Source organism: Lysinibacillus sphaericus OT4b.31, assembly GCF_000392615.1.
Classification (GTDB): domain Bacteria; phylum Bacillota; class Bacilli; order Bacillales_A; family Planococcaceae; genus Lysinibacillus; species Lysinibacillus sphaericus_B.
The window spans coordinates 147,026-166,082 of sequence record NZ_KB933398.1 but is presented as its reverse complement, the minus strand read 5'-3'; the positions used below and the strand labels follow the sequence as shown (position 1 = coordinate 166,082).

Here is a 19,057-nt window from a genome sequence, read left to right as displayed (position 1 = left end):
CCTTCTTCACTCACGCGGCGTTGCTCCATCAGGCTTTCGCCCATTGTGGAAGATTCCCTACTGCTGCCTCCCGTAGGAGTCTGGGCCGTGTCTCAGTCCCAGTGTGGCCGATCACCCTCTCAGGTCGGCTACGCATCGTTGCCTTGGTGAGCCGTTACCTCACCAACTAGCTAATGCGCCGCGGGCCCATCCTATAGCGACAGCCGAAACCGTCTTTCAGTCTTTCACCATGAAGTAAAAGAGATTATTTGGTATTAGCCCCGGTTTCCCGGAGTTATCCCAAACTATAAGGTAGGTTGCCCACGTGTTACTCACCCGTCCGCCGCTAAATCAGAGGAAGCAAGCTTCCTCGTCATTCGCTCGACTTGCATGTATTAGGCACGCCGCCAGCGTTCGTCCTGAGCCAGGATCAAACTCTCCATAAAAGAAATTTGATAAGCTCAAATTGTTTTGCTGGCATCAATTTTGATGTCCAAAATTTTGTTTTATTCACGTACCGAAGTTCGCTACTAAAAACTTTGTTGATTACGTTTTGCTTGTTCAGTTTTCAAGGTTCATGTTGTTAGTTACTGTTTAAGTAACTTTTTATACTTTAACATGTTGTTAACTTATTGTCAACACTTTGTTTAGTTTTTGTTTTGTTGTTCGTTTGTTCTCGTAACAACGTGATTAAATATACCATCGCAAAAAATAGTTTGCAAGGGTTTTATTAAAGTAAAACTATTCAGTTTATAATAAAACAAGTTTCTTCTATATTAATAGTAAAGTTCAAATGAACGAAAAAAAGCGCCACCCATCAGAAAGTTTAGTGGCGCTTCTATCATTAAAATTATCGAACCCAGATAAAGTATGCAAGGAAGACAAAGAATAATCCGTACATCATAGGGTGAATTTCTTTTTTACGACCTGCTAAAAGCATTGTCACTGGATAAAATACAAAACCAATTGCGATACCAGTTGCAATTGAATAACCAAGAGGCATCATTAATATTGTAAAGAATGCCGGTACTGCAATTTCGAATTTATCCCAATCAATTAAACGTAAAGACGATACCATTAATACACCTACGATAACAAGTGCCGGGGCTGTTACTGCAGGAGTTACAACAGCAAGTAATGGTGAGAAAAATAATGCTATTAGGAATAATACAGCCGTTACAACTGCAGCAAAACCTGAACGAGCACCCGCAGCTACACCTGAAGTTGATTCCACATAAGCAGTAGTAGTTGAAGTACCGAACAAAGAACCGATTGTTGTTGCAAGTGCATCAGCCATTAAGGCACGGCTTGCACGTGGTAATTTGTCGTCCTTTACCAATCCAGCTTGTGTTGCCACTGCCATTAATGTACCCGCTGTATCGAAGAAGTCAACGAATAAAAATGTTAACACTACAACTAAAAATTTTACGTTTAGTAAAGAATCAAAGTCATTAAAAATTGGGTTAAGTGCAACCATAAAAGTTGAATCTACACTTGGAATCGCCGAAACAACTGCTTCTGGTGGTGTAATTACACCAGTAATCATACCAACGATTGCAGTGATAACCATCCCTAAGAAGATACCGATACTACGGAATTTAATGATTAGGATGACTGAAAGAATAATACCGAATACTGCTAATAATGTTGAACCTGTAAATGACCCTAATGTAACTAAAGTTGCCGGACTATCTTCAATAATGCCAGCACCCTGTAAGCCAACAAATGTAATAAATAAACCAATACCAGCTGATACTGCATATTTGAGTTGAGCTGGTATTGCATTAATAACTGTTTCACGAATACCTGTCAATGAAAGGATAATGAAAATAATCCCTGAAAAAAATACGCCTGTTAACCCTGTTTGCCATGGGATACCATATGCTCCTACCACAGTAAAAGCGAAAAATGCATTAAGTCCCATACCAGGAGCTAATGAAATTGGGAACTTAGCAAAAATCCCCATAATAAGCGAACCTACTGCTGCCGCTAATGCCGTAGCAACAAAAACTGCACCTGTATCCATACCCGCATTACTTAAGATATTCGGGTTAACTGCTAAGATATAAGCCATAGCAAGGAAAGTAGTAATACCACCGATTATTTCGCGACGGTAATTCGTGCCCAGCTCATCGAACATGAAATACTTTTTCATTATTAAAAAATCCTCCGTGTTGTCGTCTTCAATATCGAAAACAAAAAAAGACACACTGACTATTCTACTAGTCGCATGTCTACGATACATTTCATCACATCTATTGTGTGAAATTTATTAGTGTCTATACATTCGTATAACACTAAATCGTAGTCAAGTTATTTACGGTAACTTGGTAGAAACTCACGGGCCTTATCCCCGACATTATACGACGACTTATTTAATTTACATTTGTAATATATCATTTCATTTTTCAGATTTCAAGCCTATTTCCGAACATTTCATATAAATAAAATGCGAAAGTTCGTGTAAAATACTAATTTAATGTTCATGTTTTATAAAAACATCACAAAAACGTAGAAAAGAACCCTTTTGCAAGACTACGTTTTTCTTCAAATTTTTATCTTGTCTCAATGATTATTAGTATAAACTCTTAATAAATACTATATTTAATACCAATCCGAAGTCCAAAACCTTTTAAATTGACATCTAGTAGATTGAACTAATACTGTTTCCCCTAGTATTACAAACTTTTAAATTTAATATTCAAGGAAGCTCATGACTTTTCCTAATATGTATACGTCCCTATCCCCTGTTTTATTTTAAAAACCATTGACATTCAAATTAGTAGTCATAAAAAAACTCCCCTTTATTTGCATATAACGCAAATAAAAGAGAGTTTTTTTCACTCAATTGTTGCAAGAACAATCAAGGCTGCTAAAGCATTTTAAAACGTAAATATCTAGATTATTCCCACTCAATCGTTGCTGGTGGCTTAGATGTAATATCATACAGCACGCGGTTTACGTGTTTTACTTCGTTAACTAGGCGTACAGAAATTTTTTCTAATACATCCCAAGGGATACGTGCCCAGTCAGAAGTCATACCGTCGATAGATGTTACTGCACGGATACCGATTGCGTAGTCATACGTACGTGCATCGCCCATTACGCCAACTGAACGGATATCAGGTAATACAGTGAAGTATTGCCAAATGTCGCGATCTAGACCTGCTTTTGCGATTTCTTCACGTAAAATGAAATCAGATTCACGCACAATTTCAAGTTTTTCTTCTGTTACTTCACCAAGTACACGGATACCTAGACCAGGACCTGGGAATGGTTGACGCCACACGATTTTCTCATCTAGACCAAGCTCTAGACCTAAAGCACGCACTTCGTCTTTAAATAGTGTTTTTAGTGGTTCAATTAGTTTGAACTGCATGTCTTCTGGCAGACCGCCTACATTATGGTGAGATTTAATTGTTTGAGCAGTTGTTGTACCCGATTCAATAATGTCTGTATATAACGTACCTTGTGCTAGGAAATCCATACCTTCCAGTTTCGATGCTTCTTCATCGAATACGTAAATAAATTCGTTACCGATAATTTTACGTTTTTTCTCTGGATCAGAAACACCCGCAAGTTTGTCCATGAAACGTTGGCGTGCATCGATTTTGATAAGGTTCATATCGAAATCTTCCGTGAATGTTTTCATAACCTGAGCAACTTCCCCTTTACGGTTTAAGTTGTGGTCTACGAACATACAAGTAAGTTGGTCACCGATTGCTTTATGAATTAGTACCGCAACAACCGAAGAATCCACACCACCAGAAAGGGCACATAATACTTTTTTGTCGCCAACTGTTTCGCGAATTTTAGCAATTTCAAGCTCGATAAAGTTCGCCATTGACCAATCACCTTTAGCGCCGCAAATATCGAATACAAATTGACGTAGTAAGTCATTGCCATATACAGAGTGACGAACTTCTGGGTGGAATTGTACTGCATATAGTTTGCGTTCTACGTTCGCCATTGCAGCGATCGGACAAGCAGCACTTGTTGCGATAACTTCAAAGCCCGCAGGTACTTCTGTTACATGGTCGCCATGGCTCATCCATACGATTTGTTCAGTTGGTAAATCACCAAATAATTTGTTAGCAACTGTTACTTGTACTTCTGCTTTACCGTATTCACGTGTTTCAGCACCTTCAACTTTACCGCCTTGCGTATAAGCCATTAATTGCATACCATAGCAAATTCCTAAGATTGGTAAGCCTAATTCAAAAATAGCCGGATCTACATGGAAGGCATTTTCATCATAAACTGAGTTTGGACCACCTGAAAAGATGATACCTGCTGCGTTCATGCCTTTAATTTCTTCTGCTGTAATTGTGTGAGGATGCAATTCACTAAACACACCAAATTCACGGATACGACGCGTAATTAATTGGTTAAATTGACTACCGAAGTCTAAAACAACGATTTTTTCTTGCTCTTTTAATAAAGGGCTTGCTGACAATATTTCCACCTCTTCTTCTATTTTTAAAGGATTTTTTCATATGTTCAAATAAAAACGCGTACGAAAGTAAAAAACTTCCTACGCGTCCATAAGTTCTTGAATTATAAAGGCGAATGCGTAGTAAAGAAAAGTGATTCTCTAAACTTCTCACCTAACCAAAACATTCACCTTCATAGAGAAATCATTTACGGTGATTTCGTAGAGACATCCGAACCCTATTTTCGAACTTATATGAAAGCAATCCTAATCATATATAATTTTTTTCATTTTACTCTTTGTACCCACTAAAATCAACTCATTGTGCGATTGATTAAATATTCCCAACTTTCTTTCAGTTTCACAAAATCAATGTCCTTGACATCATTGCCATAAATATGTTGCTCATACACCGCAGTTAGCTTTTGCATCTCAGTAGTCTCTAATGAGGCATCTACACGCTGCGCGAACGTCCTTAATGTCTCACCATCTTTTCGACGTAGGCCGATGCGTGATAATTGCTTCGTTAACACTTGATAAGAAGCATCAAAATTTGTCCAATCCGCTTCTTTTTTACGATAAGCACGCACCTGCATCTTAGGAATCCATGTTTTACGTTGCATAAATAGCATTAAACTCACAACAGCCACTAAAACAATAACAGATAACCATACGTATTTGTGTTTCTTTAACCACGTCCAAACGTCACTTAAGCTAAATGGAGAACTAGTCGTTGCTTTTTTTGTTTCCGGTTGTTGTTTTTGTGGTTGCTCTTTCGGTTCTTCCGGCTGTAACACTTCCTCTTGTTGCGATGGCTCATCTTGTAAATCATAATCGATATTAACAGTACCTGAAAAGCCAATTGTAGGTTCAAACTCAATCCAACCTGTCCCAGGGATATAAGCTTCTACCCACGAATGTGCATTATCATTTGTTACACGATACTCACGTTCACCACTTGATATTGGTCCCATATTGCCTGGCGCAAAACCCTTCACCCATCGTGCGGGGATACCTACTGAACGCAACAGTACAACCATTGAAGTAGAGAAGTTATCACAATAGCCAATTTTGGTATCAAATAAAAACTGATCAACATAATCTTGATTTGCTGCTGGGATAGCCGAAGCTGTTTTATCGTATCTAAAGCCACCTCTTGAAAAATAAGCTTCCACTGCCTTTACTTGTTCATACACTGTAGCTTTATCTTGTATCAAGTCTTCTGCTAAATCCTTTACTCGTTGCGGCAGCGTATTTGGTAGTTGTAAAAAGCGATTTAAATCCGGATCTAACGTTTCAAGCATCGATGGCTCCGACAAGCGAAGTTGCTGCATGCTATAGTTTGGTTCACTATAAGCTATCGTATAATTAGATAGTAATTTAACATCTCCATTTTGTTGCTTTGTCAAAATTTTTTCCGTTTGCGCATTCTGAATAAGTACTGTAGGATCTTCTGTTGAAATGTATTGCATGCCATATGTTTGAATTAAAAATGGCATAGGAACCATAATATCCATCTGAATTTCACGTTCATTTTCAGGAGGTCCCACCTGAAGTGAAGTAGCAATTAAGCTATTATCTTGATAAATCGCTTCTTCAAAATTGCCATTAGAGTGAATCCAGCCCTTGGAGGTATAGGTGTCCTTTGTATCGATACGCCAATAATGTCGGTCACGAGAACTAGCGGTAAAAATGAGTGTATCATCACCTTTGAACGGCCCCCCCAACTGACTATCATCCTCACTATAGCCAACCGATCTTTTACCTGTTCCTGATTCTCCTTGCCCCGTAACACTTTGGATAAATGGAACTGGGTCCGCCCATGTCGGTCCCCCTTTTGGTAAAAAGAAGGCTACTAAACTTACAATCATTACGGAAACAATCATTGGTATAACGAGTTTCCACTTCCCTACTGCATCACTTGGCGTATCTGTTTGAAGCCACAAACGCTTGACAAATAACACCCCTGTCATGATAAGACCAAGTACAACAACTTTAACGATTGCCACTTTCCCGTCATAATCACTAAATGTATCTAGTGTAGCGATGAAAAAAACGGTCAACAAGAAGAAATAGAAAATATTCTTGTGCACAGTAATCCAGTGGTGAATTAGGTATATTAGCATCCAAATAAGCGCAAGAAATAGTACAGTTCTAAACGAATCGGAGACTTGTCCAAAGTTCCCAGCAAGAATGGTTGCCGTATTCACTTTCAATTCATTTATTAAAAATGGTAGGGTCTCTCCAGATAACACAGGGCTACCGCTATACACAAATACAATAAACCAAGTAATGTAGCCAAGTTTCACAGGCCCCGACAACAACGGATGGACATCAAATAAACTAAGTACAAGCGCTAAGCCAATAAACACTAAAAACAAATGAATTAGACTCGTATTCGTTAACTCCATTACTGGTACGAGCCATTCACGTAAAATAAAGAAAATAACAACGTATGCAATTGCTAATTCCACAAAATTTCCTAGTGGTTTTTTCACGGCTTCACCACCTCCGTGAACAAGTGATAATACTCTGTTGGATCAACATGCACAATTTGAATTTGTTTATATCGTTTTGCTATATCTGTCTGTTTTGGCGGTTGTTCTGCGACTACAAAACAAATACAGTATTTCACTGCATTGGCAAGACTATGTAGTAAATCATCCGATATTTCGTTCGTAACAAATAACAGTGATGCACCCTGCTTAAAGCTTTGCTGATTACGTAATTGAAATTCAGCATTTTTGATAGGTTTTATTGCAGCTAAATGACGCATAACTTGATCTAGTTGCTTTTCACTTTGAATGAATGGGAACACCTTCGTTTTTGGCCCTGTTGAAACAAAAGAAATATCTCCACGTCCTCGCACAATCGTTTGTAACATGGAAGCAGCAAGCTCAACCTTGTCTTCAAATAAAGGAGAAGCCTCCACATGAAGCACTAACAACAATTCCTGAGACTGACGATCTTCAAATTCTTTTGACTGCAGTGTTTGAGTTTTCGCAAAAGATTTCCAATGAATCCAAGAAAAACGATCACCTGGCACGTACTCGCGTAAACCTACTGCCATTGATGTATCCTTCACAACCGAATAAGGTGACATCATTGTGCCAATATCTAATTTCGTTTGTAGTGCAGCGTATACCATTTCTCTTACCTTTGGGTACACTAAAACGATTTGTTCTCTTTCTATTACTCTGCGCTTCTTTGCCCATCCAAAAAAATCACTAAAGACAATGGTTGCACCTAAATATCGATGTTCCCCACGTGGTAAACTTTCAAGTGTATAATTCCAAGTAAACTTTTTCGCAAAGCCAACAAATTTAATAACATTTGTGCCTAGTACTTTTGATTGGACAAGTGATTCGCTGTTAACAAGCTCCTCCATCATCATATAAACAAAAGGAAAGCGTGTTTTTCGCTCTAAGCTTATTGTCACTTTCACTGATTGGCCACTTTCTACATGTGAAGGTTCAATTTTACGTTCTATCCCCACTATCTCTTCCCTTACTAGTAAAAAAATAAAGGCATATAGCAAAAATGGACTAACGGTAAAAAATACAAACCAGCTAACAAAGCCCCCTTGGAACATCGCATAACAGAACGTTATTAGCATCAGTAAACTCACTAATAGGAAATGTTTACTTTTCTCAAATAGAGCTCGCCACTTTTTCATTGCTCTGCAAACCTCTTTGTGGGCACAGGCGTTTTCGCAATAATCCGTTCAATAATTTCCTCGGATGTTACATTATCATAGCGCGCATCAGGCTTTAGTGTTATACGGTGGCTAAAGACAAAAGGTACTAGATACTGCACATCATCTGGTGTCACAAAACTACGCCCTTTTATAAACGCATATGCCTGGGATGCCTTCATTAAAGCAATTGTCGCACGTGGACTAACCCCTAAATGAACATAGCTATTGTCCCTCGTTTGCGTAGACAGCTCAACCATATAATTTTTAACTGAATCTTCAACGTAGACACCTTGGACAAGCTCCTGCAATTCAATTAATTGTGCCACCGATAGTACAGCATCAATCTTTTCAATTGGCTTTCCATTTTCTGCTCGGCGTAGTATTTCTACCTCTTGACTTCTTGACGGATAACCCATTTTTATTTTTAGTAAAAATCGATCTAACTGTGCCTCTGGTAGTGGATAAGTTCCTTCATGTTCAATAGGGTTTTGGGTAGCCATTACAAAAAATGGCTGAGATATTTTTAGCGTATTACCATCAATAGTGACAGAAGCTTCTTCCATTCCCTCCAATAAAGCTGATTGTGTTTTCGGAGATGTTCGATTAATTTCATCTGCTAACACGACATCGCCCATAATTGGACCTGGTCGAAATTCAAATTCCATTGTTTTGGGATTGTATATAGATACACCTACAACATCAGACGGCAATAAATCAGGTGTGAACTGAATACGTTTAAACTGTGCATCAAAAGATTTTGCAAGTGCGCGCACCATCATTGTCTTACCAACACCTGGCACGTCTTCTAATAGTACATGCCCCCTTGCGAGCAATGCCACTATACTTAGTTCTGCTACTTCCCTTTTCCCAATCATCACTTTTTCTATGTTCTCTAGTACAGTTTGTATTTGTGCATTCATAAATTAAAATACCTCCTTATTTCATCAAACAATTGTGTGAATTGCACGATAACTTGATTTAAGCATAACGAAAACTTCATAGTAACACAATTATCTGGAATTCCTATCATTTGGATAATATATATTTAGCTATTTTATTTAGTCCATTATGGGCATTATTCCCTTTTCTTATTCGTGATTTTTTATGGATGAAGATTCACGGCCGCCCTTTAAAGCTCATTAAAAAAGGCTTGTCTGAAGTTTTTTCAAACAAGCCCACCTACTACTATATAACGACATTATCTATCAAAACGTTACAAATTTAATTTTTTTAGCCATAATTTTTCTAAAGTAGTGCAATTTTCTTCTGCGAGGATTTCTTTCAAGTCACCGGAAATTAATATTTCCCCTTCATGTAAAACCAGCACATCATCCGCTACCTCCTCTGCAAAGGCTAATAGATGCGTGGAGAATACTACTGTATAACCTTTTGCTTTTTCTTCTAACATCATTTTTTTCAGCTCAGCAATCCAGAAGGGGTCCAGACCATTTGTTGGTTCATCTAAAATAAGCAAGTGCCCATTCCCAAGTAAACTTTGTGCTAGGTTAAGACGCTGACGCATCCCCTTTGAAAATTGCTGAACCTTTTGTTTCTTCACATCCCATAATCCAACTCGTTTTAAGACCTTTTCCCGCTCATTTGGCCCTACTTTTTTTAACGAAGCGAGTAACTGTATAACTTCTGCTGCCGTTAGCATCGATGGAAAATCTATATCGTCCGGCATAAAACGAATGGCTTGTCGCTCCCGCCAAATAAGCTCCCCAGCCTTTTGTTTTTCTTGACCAGTTATAAGACGAATAAGTGTACTTTTACCCGCACCATTACCGCCAGCAAGTGCCAAAATACGTCCTGCCCGTACAGAAAAGGACGCTTTTTTTAGACCTTTATTATTTTCATATACATTCGATAAATCTTTCACCTCAAGTAACATTAACGTTTCCCTCTTTTCTGTAGTAGCTTATTTGCACATAGTAACGGTATAGTTACCCAAAGAAATGTTACTGCCCCATAGACTATATAACCTAAATAGGACGAGTAAAACTGTGTAACTCCATAAAACGCAGGTCCAAGTACACTCGCTTGATCAGAAAAAATGAAGTAACCAAAGCGTAGCCATTCTGCGGGATTAATGTGTATTACGATAACCGTTAGCTTTTGTAAAATATGCCCTGCAACTACAGTACCAATCGCCATTAATGCGTAGGATAAAAGCAATAAAAAAAACGACCATAAAACAAGTGACAAAGACAGCGCAAATAATCTTGTTTTTGCAAACGCCCCAATGACAATTGCTAGAGATGCGAATATCACAATACACATTAACGTCAACGTAATAAAGATCAGTGGTAAACGCACGCCACCAAGAAATCCTCCAAGTGCCAACACAACGCCGAACGCTACTACAACAACTAATACAAAAGCACAAACAGCTGCCATATACTTTCCGACAATGTATTGTGCCCTTGTCATGGGATATGTCTTTAATAAAGAAAACCAGCCCGATTCTATATCACCAGCAACACTCATGCTACCAATTGTTAAAATAAATAGCGGTAATAAAAATAGTAATACATTTAAAAATGAAGCTGTTTGGCGCGTGAAACCTTCAACATCAGGTAACGCCATTTGCTGAATGACGATAATAGCTGTAAAAACGAATGTAAACAGCAAACCTACTAGTTGCATCCACCGACTTCTCAACATCTGCTTCAATTCAAGCTTCATGAGCATACTGTGCATCATTGGTTAATCCCCCAATTAAAATCCTGTAAATCTTTATAAACAAGAACCTGACCATCTCCTTCGGTAGTCATCCATTTATCTGCTGCATCCTTCGTTTTAAAAGCCAATACACCATAATTCATGGGGGTCCAATACTCTTTGCTGTAAACAAACGTCGCCTTAAAAACATCAATCCACTCATTTTCCGTCGAATCCTTGATAAATGCAGCGCCAATCTCTTCATCTCCATTGGCATCAATATATTCCATTAGACACCCTAGATCATCAAACATTTCATAATCGCCATTCTTTAAAACAATTTGCCCTGCATACTTATTGTGAACAATACTCATATTGCAAATTTTGCAAACATCCGTTTCACCAACAATTTCACGTGGTTCATACGCTTTTTCATTACAGCCAACTAATAATACGCACCACACAACGACAATTAGTATCCATTTTTTCATTCCATCATTCCTCTTCTCCATAGCCAGACACTAGCGATTATAATGAGAAAACCTAGTAATAACTGTTTAATATTTGTTCTGCTCTTTTCCGTTATTTGGTCCATCATTAGCTTCGGCGTAACATCCACGAGTACCGACTTTTCGGTTTTATTTATTTGCTGATCCAGGGAAGTGAGTAAAACCACGCTAGGTGATGCCACAAAATATTGATATACAGGCTGACGCACCATCCACTGTCCAAAACTTGACACAGCCACATATGGAACGTCACCCATACCGTCATTCTCTAAATCAATGCCCGCGTAATCATCATAATAATTATTCGATAGTAAAAAGCCTTGATGATCTGAGCGTGCCGTTAAGATATTGCCTGTAAATTGATTATTCGTCACCTTTGAATGGCCATCTACCTTCGTTCCCTCGAGTGCCGTTTGATTCATTTGAAAATCATTACTCGCTATGTGAATACCTGTACTTTTTTGCAACGCCACACCTGTTCGATTGTTCTTAATTGTATTTAGCTCAACAACCGCTTGCTGTACGTCATATAACAACATACTGTAACTATTTAAACCGTTGTGGTTTGCTAGATGATTGCCCTTGATAGAAATGTTGCTTGTCATCATAATCATGAGCCCCGTAACATTATTTTGATATGTATTATGAGACGCCTGTGCATTACTTGAATACATAAAATGCATCCCGTAACGGCTGTTCGCTATTGTGTTATTTTGTACACGTATATTCTTCACTTCTTCCACGTAAATCCCATCCTGTACATGGTTTATGTTCGCGTCCTCTACCACAACATCTTCACTCTGAAAAATCGCTAGTCCATTGCCCTTTTTCGAATAATGCGCCTGTTTACCAGTCACTTCAATGTGTTGGATACGCACATTTTTCGAGCGTTGAATATGCACACCCGCATGAATATCCTTCATTTTTAGATGCCGCAGCTCTAGACCGTCTACATCACTTGCCACAATTGCTTGTTTTGTTCCCGATAACGTCATATTCTCTATCGTCACCTTAGTGGAACCGTCAATACGAAGCACCGGCTCGTTCCCAAGTGCGACAAGTTCAGTCCCTTGTTCACCACGCAGTGTTATTTTTTTTGTTAAAACAAAGTTACCTTTGTAATGTCCAGTAGGGATGGAAATTATTGCTCCAGGTTTTGCTGCATCAATGGCTTCTTGCACATCAAAATCTGCATAGACCGTCTGGCTCATAACTAGAAAAAACAATAAGACACTGCTTATTTTCTTCACCATACCACTACCTCCCAGTTCAGCCTGAAAAGACTAGAGGAATCCCCTAGCCTTCCAGTATTAGTGATTATGATCATGACCTTCTTCATGATTCTTCTCTTCCATTTGCATTGGCTCCACTTCACCATTTGCTTCTTTTTCTTGCATTTTCTTTTTGCGGCGCTCTAGTGCATCATCTTTTATTTTTTGTAATTTTTCTACATACGCTTTAGGATGTTCAGTGATATATTTATCTGCATGTGCTTTATCAGTGAAATAAATATACCCCCAGTTCATCGGTGATTTCAGCTCCGTTTTGACGATTGTGACATCCTCAACCTTTGCCCAGTCCTTCGTAATGTAATCACGAACAAACTTTTCATTTGTTTCTTCATTTGCTACCTCTGCATTTAATAAGCAACCGATGTCATCATAAAAAGCAATCGTCCCATCCTCTTTAATCGCTTGTGTAGAAAAAACGCCCATATCATGATCCTTCATATATACTTTCATATTACACATCTCACAAACAGTATCTTCTTTCGGTTCTTGTAACCGCGGATCAGCCAACGAAGCAACTTGCACAGAATTATCCTGCATTTCTGATTTATTTCCCCCTACCTCTTGCTTAGTTTCATCTTCCTTTACTTGCGTTTTTTCTGTACCACATGCTCCTAGTAATAGTAAAATCGCTAGTACAGGTATCCATAATTTTTTCACAACTGCTTCCCCCAAATCTTTTTTCTGTTGCAAATAATACATTACAGATAAGTTGTGAAATAAGATGAAAATCCCTGTGAAGAATTGGAAAAATCTTCTTGAATAATTATTGAACGTCTCGAAATCAAGGTTTTGTTGGGTTATTTAGTGAATGGACATTTGTTTAGAGCATCCGATTATGGGTTTTAGCTAAACCGATTTTACGTTGGGGGACGTGGGTACACAGGCTCACCCGAGCGTTTCTGCGCGGGACCCGAGCGATACACGGACTTACCCGAGCGTTCGCGTGCGTTTCCTGAGCGATACACGGACTTACCCGAGCGTTCGCGTGCGTTTCCTGAGCGATACGAAGCCTCACTCGAGTGGTCACTCTGCTTTTTTGAAAACACAAAAACCCCCACCACCATAAATGGTAGAGAGGGTCAATTTCACGGACGGTTATATAGAAGAGAGGTAACTAGTGAGACGCTTCTTTTGCTTGCTTATTCGACTTAATTTTATAGCGGTTTCAGATAGCTCATTACGGATTTGCAGATCGCTACCGCTGTCAACGTAAGCAACTTCTATTTTATTTAGACCGTGTTGCTTCATTTGTTTATTAATAAGCGGCTGTTTATTTTCCTTATTTTTACTCATGCTCTGTCTAAATTTTTGTTTCGGATTCTGTCCGAAATTATGGCTAATGTCACCTGCATGCAAATACTGCTGTTCATTACGAAAAGTACTGTTTGTCGTTGCACTTACTCTAGAAGTCCTCAAAATAATTACCCCCCTTTTCTTTTTATCAGCTTTATAGGTATTTATATCGACATTATATGCTCGAAATCAAGCAAACAGAACCAATTACATAAAAAAAAGTAGAAAAGAACTGTTCCGCATAGTGTATAATCACACTTTTGGTCAGCTCTTTTCCCATGAACTTATTTTATTGCCAAAAATCATCAAAAATTGTGATTGGCATATGGCGTTTATGTTGTGATCGTAAATAATGCCCTTCTAGCTTTTCACGTGCCTCTTTAGGAATTTCCTTTCCCTCTAAATAATCATCAATTTGATCATAAGTCAGACCTAAGGCCACTTCGTCTGGTAATGATGGACGATTTTCCTCTAAATCTGCTGTTGGTACTTTTAAATACAGATGCTGTGGGCAATCTAACGCCGCCAATAAATGCTTACCTTGACGTTTGTTAAGACGATAAATCGGCATTAAATCTGCTCCACCATCACCGAATTTTGTATAAAAACCAGTGATTGCCTCTGCCGCATGATCTGTTCCTAAAACGACAGCGCTTTTCATCGCAGCAATAGAAAACTGTACCTTCATTCGTTCACGTGCTTTTTCATTCCCTTTTGCAAAATCACTTAGCTCCACATCAGCAGTTGCTAATGCACGGACACTGGCATCAACCGATTCTTTGATGTTTACTGTATAGGTTTTCGAAGGTTTTATATAATCAATGGCATCCTGACAGTCCTGTTCATCTGCTTGTACGCCATACGGTAAACGAACTGCCCAAAACGAATATTTCACTTCTCCTGCCTCTGCATTTAATTCATCAACCGCGAGTTGTGTTAGTTTTCCTGTCAAAGTAGAGTCTTGTCCACCTGATATACCAAGTACAAAACCTTTTATAAAGCTATATTTACGGGCGTATGCTTTCAAAAAATCAACGGATTTTCGAATTTCTTCTTGTGCATCAATTGACGGTAATACACGTAATTCCTGAATGATTTGTTGCTGTAAAGTCATATCGCTTTCCACTCCTTACTCTTTCACAATTCTATTGACCATATCCCGAACTTCTTCAATATTACGCATCTTATTATCCCAACATTTTTGGCTTAAATCGACCGGATACTCCTCTGGATTCATGGAACGTTTATATTCATCCCATAGCAACTCCAAGTTCTCCGCAGCGTAAGTACGCATTTCTTCTAAAGTAGGATTTTGATAGCGAACTTCCCCATTTTTAATAACAAGTTGATGTAAATTTTTCGCTTCAAAGTTCGTCACAAACTTCGATACAAATGTATGCACCGGGTGGAACATTTTAATACGTTCTTGGGATTGAGGGTCCTCATCATGCATCGTAATATAGTCTCCCTCTGCCTTGCCATTTTTCCGATCGATAATGCGATATAAATTTTTGAGGCCTGGTGTCGATACTTTTTCAGCATTTGCAGAAATTTTAATCGTATCTTCTAACCGACCATCATCATTTTCAATAGCAACCATTTTATAAACAGCCCCTAATGCAGGTTGATCGTAAGCCGTTATAAGCTTTGTACCTATCCCCCATACATCCACACGTGCGTCTTGCGCCTTTAAGTTCAAAATCGTGTATTCGTCGAGATCATTGGAAACCACGATTTTCACATCATGGAAGCCAGCTTCATCCAGCATACGGCGTGCCTCCTTAGACAAGAAAGCAATATCACCGCTATCTAAGCGAATACCAACAAAATTAATTTTATCACCAAGTTCCTTCGCTACTTTAATCGCTGATGGCACACCTGATTTCAATGTGTTGTAAGTATCCACTAAGAATACACAATCACGGTGACGTTTAGCATAAGCATGAAAGGCATCGTAATCATTTTTATACGCCTGCACAAGCGCATGCGCATGTGTGCCCGATACAGGAATGTTAAATAATTTACCTGCACGAACGTTACTAGTAGATGCAAAACCACCGATGAAGGCCGCACGTGTTCCCCAAATAGCTGCATCCATTTCTTGCGCTCGACGTGTTCCAAATTCCATGGCCGTTTCATTTTTTACAATTTGCTTAATACGACTGGCCTTTGTTGCTATAAGGGTTTGATAGTTCACAATGTTTAGTAGCGCCGTTTCAATCAGTTGCGCCTCCACTAATGGTGCTTCAATGCGTACAATTGGTTCATTTGCGAAAACAAGTTCACCTTCCACCATTGAATACATATCCCCTGTAAATCGAACATTCTTTAAATAATCAATAAAGTCCTCTTTATAGCCAACCACTTCACGTAAATACGCAATATCTGAATCACTGAAGCGAAAATCTCGCAAATACTCGAGCATTCGCTCTAACCCTGCAAACACGGCATAGCCATTACCAAACGGTAATTTTCTAAAATATAATTCAAAAATTGCTTTTCTATTATGTATGCCATCAGCCCAATAGGACTCCGCCATATTGATTTGATATAAGTCTGTGTGCAACGCTAAGCTATCGTCAACATAGTTTGATCTCATAAGAAAACCCTTCTTCCGCTATCATAATTAGTCCTAGTATACACTATATACCCAAATTCTTGCGTTTAACATTCCAGAGAAATGATGTTAGATTTCCTCACATAAATAATCAGAAAATTTCGAATCGTACATATTTTAGACACAAATTTTAGCACCGCTTACATTCCTTAAATAATTAGCTTTTTTACAATTTACTACGACACACAAAAAATATAATGTTACATAACCTTACATGTGTTTCGAAAAAAACAATTGCGTTGAATACCTCTCCGTTTTAACATGTAAATTAAATTAACGCAAGGAGTTGGTTTTGATGAAAAAAATAGAGGCAATTATCCGTCCCGAAGTTTTCGGCACTGTTAGGGACGGTCTTGCAAAAGAAGGAATTGCAGGTCTAAGTATTTCAGAAATTGCTGGCTGTGGACGCCAATTAGGCCGGACGGGATTATTTCGTGGGAACACTTATGAAATTGAATTTTTACCAAAACTAAAGTTGGAAATGATAGTCGATGATGTAAAGGTCGATGCCATTGTGGAAGTTCTATTACGTGATGCAGCGACTGGCAAAGTTGGAGACGGTAAAATCTTTATTTATCCAGTAGAACAGGCAATTCGTATCCGCACTAAAGAAGTCGGATCAATTGCAGTAGATTAAGGGGGCGATGTAAATGGATGAAGTGATGTTATCTGTAAATTTAGTATGGGTTATGCTCGGAACAATTTTAGTATTTTTTATGCATGCAGGATTTGCCATGGTTGAGGCAGGATTTACGCGATCGAAAAACGCAGTCAATATTATTATGAAAAACTTTCTTACCATCTCACTTGGCGGTATCGTTTATTTCTTATGTGGATACGCGATTATGTTTGGCGATACAGCCGGCGGTATCATCGGAACAAATGGCTTTGCTTTAAATGGCGTAGATGATCTTTCGTTCTTTATCTTCCAAGCAATGTTCGCAGCAACTGGTGCAACCATCCTATCTGGTGCTGTAGCAGAACGCACGAATATTTTTGCATATATAGGAGTTATCGTTTTAATGACGTTATTGGTTTATCCTGTGGTAGGTCACTGGGTTTGGAGCGGTCAAGGCTGGTTAACGGATCTAGGTTTCGTAGATTTCGCCGGTTCAACTGTTGTTCATTTAACAGGTGCAGTAGCAGCATTTGTGGCGGCAGCAATCATTGGCCCTCGTCTAGGAAAATATGAAAACGGGCGCGTCAACGTTATAACAGGTCATAGTATTCCACTAGGCGCATTAGGTGTGTTCTTACTATGGTTTGGATGGTTCGGCTTTAATGGGGCATCTACTTTAACGGCCGACCCCGAACTTGTACCTAGTGTGATTAGTAACACATTTTTCGCTGCTGCTGCTGGTGTTGTCGCTACTGCCTTCTATACTAAATTTCGCTACGGTCACATTGATGGCTCCTTAACACTAAACGGTGCGTTAGCAGGTCTTGTAGGTATTACGGCTGGTGCAGCGAACGTCAGCATTATCGGTTCACTGATAATTGGTATGGTTGCAGCGCCATTATTAGTGGAAGGTGTCCGCTTCATTGAGTGGAAGCTAAAAATTGATGATCCTGTAGGAGCGATAGCCGTTCATGGTGTTTGTGGCATTTGGGGTACTCTCGCTGTTGGATTATTCGATGTTGGTGGTCAAGGTTTATTCTACGGTGGAGGGTTTGCTTTACTTGGTATTCAAGCAATTGGTGTCATCGCAACAATCGCTTGGGTTGGCGTATCTGTATCAACTGGTTTATTCATTATTAAAGCATTTATCCCATTACGTGTAACAGCGGAGGAAGAGGTTGCTGGTCTAGATGTTATGGAACACGGTACGGCCGCTTATGAATACCAAGATATCTTTAAAAGTTCCGCTGTACAAGGGGAAACATTTGCTCAACGACTAACACATTTCGGAAAATCTCCAACAAATGTACAAGAGGAACATGTATAAAGAAAACTTTCTGGCAAAAAGGAGCTGTCTCACAGAACATTTGAGACGACTCCTTCTTTTACGCTCTCTCTAATTGAAGTAAAAATTCTTTCATTGCTAAACCACTACGAAAACCTGTTAGTTTACCATTTTTCCCGATGACACGATGACACGGAATGATAGCCAATATTGGGTTGGCGCCGATTGCACTCCCAACCGCCCTTACCGCTTTTGGGTTGCCAATTCCTTGTGCGATCGCTGAGTACGATGTTGTTGTACCATAAGGAAGCGCTTTTAATGCATCCCAGACAGCGAGCTGAAAAGCTGTTCCCTTCACATGAACCGGTAGATCAAATTCAGTAAGTTGCCCGTTCAAATAAGCTGTTAATTGTTTAACGTATAGCTCTAATTTTTCTTTATTCACTTCAAAGCTATAGCCTTTAAATGGCTTTTTTGCCCACACTTCTACTTCATCAAATGGCGCATTGGGCGTTCCAATATAAACAAGACCTTCTTCTGATGCAACAATGTACATAGTTCCCTGGGCATAAGTTATCGTATCCACATATAAAATATCCATTTTTCCTGTTCTCCTTACATAACGTATTACTAGTACTCTACTATGAAAATGGAAAATAGCTGTAGCATCCAT

At 39.0% G+C, this 19,057-nt stretch carries 16 protein-coding genes, 2 riboswitches and 1 other annotated feature; of the genes, 2 read left to right on the top strand and 14 right to left on the bottom strand.

Annotated elements, in window-relative coordinates; translation table 11 throughout:
• Window positions 1-14: 14 nt before the first annotated feature.
• Window positions 15-387 (bottom strand) — a sequence feature (16S ribosomal RNA rRNA prediction is too short).
• Window positions 388-829: 442 nt separating this feature from the next.
• The 13 genes from H131_RS00780 to H131_RS00715 form a co-directional block, all read right to left on the bottom strand.
• Window positions 830-2,134, bottom strand: a complete 1,305-nt coding sequence (locus H131_RS00780; RefSeq protein ID WP_010857130.1) for an NCS2 family permease — start codon at window positions 2,132-2,134, stop codon at window positions 830-832.
• A 130-nt stretch (window positions 2,135-2,264) separates the two neighbouring features.
• Window positions 2,265-2,366, bottom strand: a riboswitch (purine riboswitch).
• Between the two features lie 515 nt (window positions 2,367-2,881).
• A complete protein-coding gene (gene guaA / locus H131_RS00775) occupies window positions 2,882-4,435 on the bottom strand; it encodes a glutamine-hydrolyzing GMP synthase (RefSeq protein ID WP_010857129.1) in 1,554 nt (517 codons plus the stop codon).
• Window positions 4,436-4,588: 153 nt separating this feature from the next.
• A riboswitch (purine riboswitch) is annotated at window positions 4,589-4,690 on the bottom strand.
• A 35-nt stretch (window positions 4,691-4,725) separates the two neighbouring features.
• Complete coding sequence (locus H131_RS00770; RefSeq protein ID WP_010857128.1) at window positions 4,726-6,909, bottom strand: transglutaminase TgpA family protein; 2,184 nt, start codon at window positions 6,907-6,909, stop codon at window positions 4,726-4,728.
• Window positions 6,906-8,087 carry a DUF58 domain-containing protein gene (locus tag H131_RS00765; RefSeq protein ID WP_010857127.1) on the bottom strand — a complete coding sequence of 394 codons (1,182 nt, stop codon included), beginning with the start codon at window positions 8,085-8,087 and terminating at the stop codon, window positions 6,906-6,908. Before H131_RS00765 ends, H131_RS00770 begins: the two co-directional genes overlap by 4 nt.
• A complete protein-coding gene (locus H131_RS00760) occupies window positions 8,084-9,028 on the bottom strand; it encodes an AAA family ATPase (RefSeq protein WP_010857126.1) in 945 nt (314 codons plus the stop codon). Before H131_RS00760 ends, H131_RS00765 begins: the two co-directional genes overlap by 4 nt.
• Before the next feature lie 293 nt (window positions 9,029-9,321).
• Window positions 9,322-9,999, bottom strand: a complete 678-nt coding sequence (locus tag H131_RS00750; protein ID WP_010857124.1) for an ABC transporter ATP-binding protein — start codon at window positions 9,997-9,999, stop codon at window positions 9,322-9,324.
• On the bottom strand, window positions 9,999-10,811 hold the full coding sequence (locus H131_RS00745; RefSeq protein ID WP_010857123.1) for an ABC transporter permease: 813 nt from the start codon (window positions 10,809-10,811) through the stop codon (window positions 9,999-10,001). The genes H131_RS00750 and H131_RS00745 overlap by 1 nt, the downstream gene beginning before the upstream one ends.
• Complete coding sequence (locus H131_RS00740; protein WP_010857122.1) at window positions 10,808-11,260, bottom strand: nitrous oxide reductase accessory protein NosL; 453 nt, start codon at window positions 11,258-11,260, stop codon at window positions 10,808-10,810. The genes H131_RS00745 and H131_RS00740 overlap by 4 nt, the downstream gene beginning before the upstream one ends.
• Window positions 11,257-12,531 carry a right-handed parallel beta-helix repeat-containing protein gene (locus H131_RS00735; protein ID WP_010857121.1) on the bottom strand — a complete coding sequence of 425 codons (1,275 nt, stop codon included), beginning with the start codon at window positions 12,529-12,531 and terminating at the stop codon, window positions 11,257-11,259. The genes H131_RS00740 and H131_RS00735 overlap by 4 nt, the downstream gene beginning before the upstream one ends.
• A 57-nt stretch (window positions 12,532-12,588) precedes the next feature.
• Window positions 12,589-13,227, bottom strand: a complete 639-nt coding sequence (locus H131_RS00730; protein ID WP_010857120.1) for a nitrous oxide reductase accessory protein NosL — start codon at window positions 13,225-13,227, stop codon at window positions 12,589-12,591.
• Between the two features lie 438 nt (window positions 13,228-13,665).
• The gene (locus H131_RS00725; RefSeq protein WP_010857119.1) at window positions 13,666-13,986 is read right to left on the bottom strand and encodes a hypothetical protein; all 321 of its coding nucleotides are present in this window, start codon (window positions 13,984-13,986) and stop codon (window positions 13,666-13,668) included.
• 166 nt (window positions 13,987-14,152) lie between these two features.
• The gene (gene nadE / locus H131_RS00720; RefSeq protein WP_010857118.1) at window positions 14,153-14,977 is read right to left on the bottom strand and encodes an ammonia-dependent NAD(+) synthetase; all 825 of its coding nucleotides are present in this window, start codon (window positions 14,975-14,977) and stop codon (window positions 14,153-14,155) included.
• Between the two features lie 15 nt (window positions 14,978-14,992).
• The gene (locus H131_RS00715; protein ID WP_010857117.1) at window positions 14,993-16,462 is read right to left on the bottom strand and encodes a nicotinate phosphoribosyltransferase; all 1,470 of its coding nucleotides are present in this window, start codon (window positions 16,460-16,462) and stop codon (window positions 14,993-14,995) included.
• Between the two features lie 313 nt (window positions 16,463-16,775).
• On the opposite strand from H131_RS00715, the gene H131_RS00710 reads away from it, so the two are divergent.
• Together H131_RS00710 and H131_RS00705 are read left to right on the top strand one after the other, a co-directional pair.
• Window positions 16,776-17,117 carry a P-II family nitrogen regulator gene (locus H131_RS00710; protein ID WP_010857116.1) on the top strand — a complete coding sequence of 114 codons (342 nt, stop codon included), beginning with the start codon at window positions 16,776-16,778 and terminating at the stop codon, window positions 17,115-17,117.
• A gap of 13 nt (window positions 17,118-17,130) precedes the next feature.
• The gene (locus H131_RS00705) at window positions 17,131-18,426 is read left to right on the top strand and encodes an ammonium transporter (RefSeq protein WP_010857115.1); all 1,296 of its coding nucleotides are present in this window, start codon (window positions 17,131-17,133) and stop codon (window positions 18,424-18,426) included.
• A gap of 58 nt (window positions 18,427-18,484) precedes the next feature.
• Here H131_RS00705 and H131_RS00700 read toward each other — a convergent pair whose 3' ends face one another.
• Entirely contained in the window at window positions 18,485-18,985 is a 501-nt protein-coding gene (locus H131_RS00700; RefSeq protein WP_010857114.1) for a methylated-DNA--[protein]-cysteine S-methyltransferase, read from the bottom strand.
• Between the last annotated feature and the right edge of the window lie 72 nt (window positions 18,986-19,057).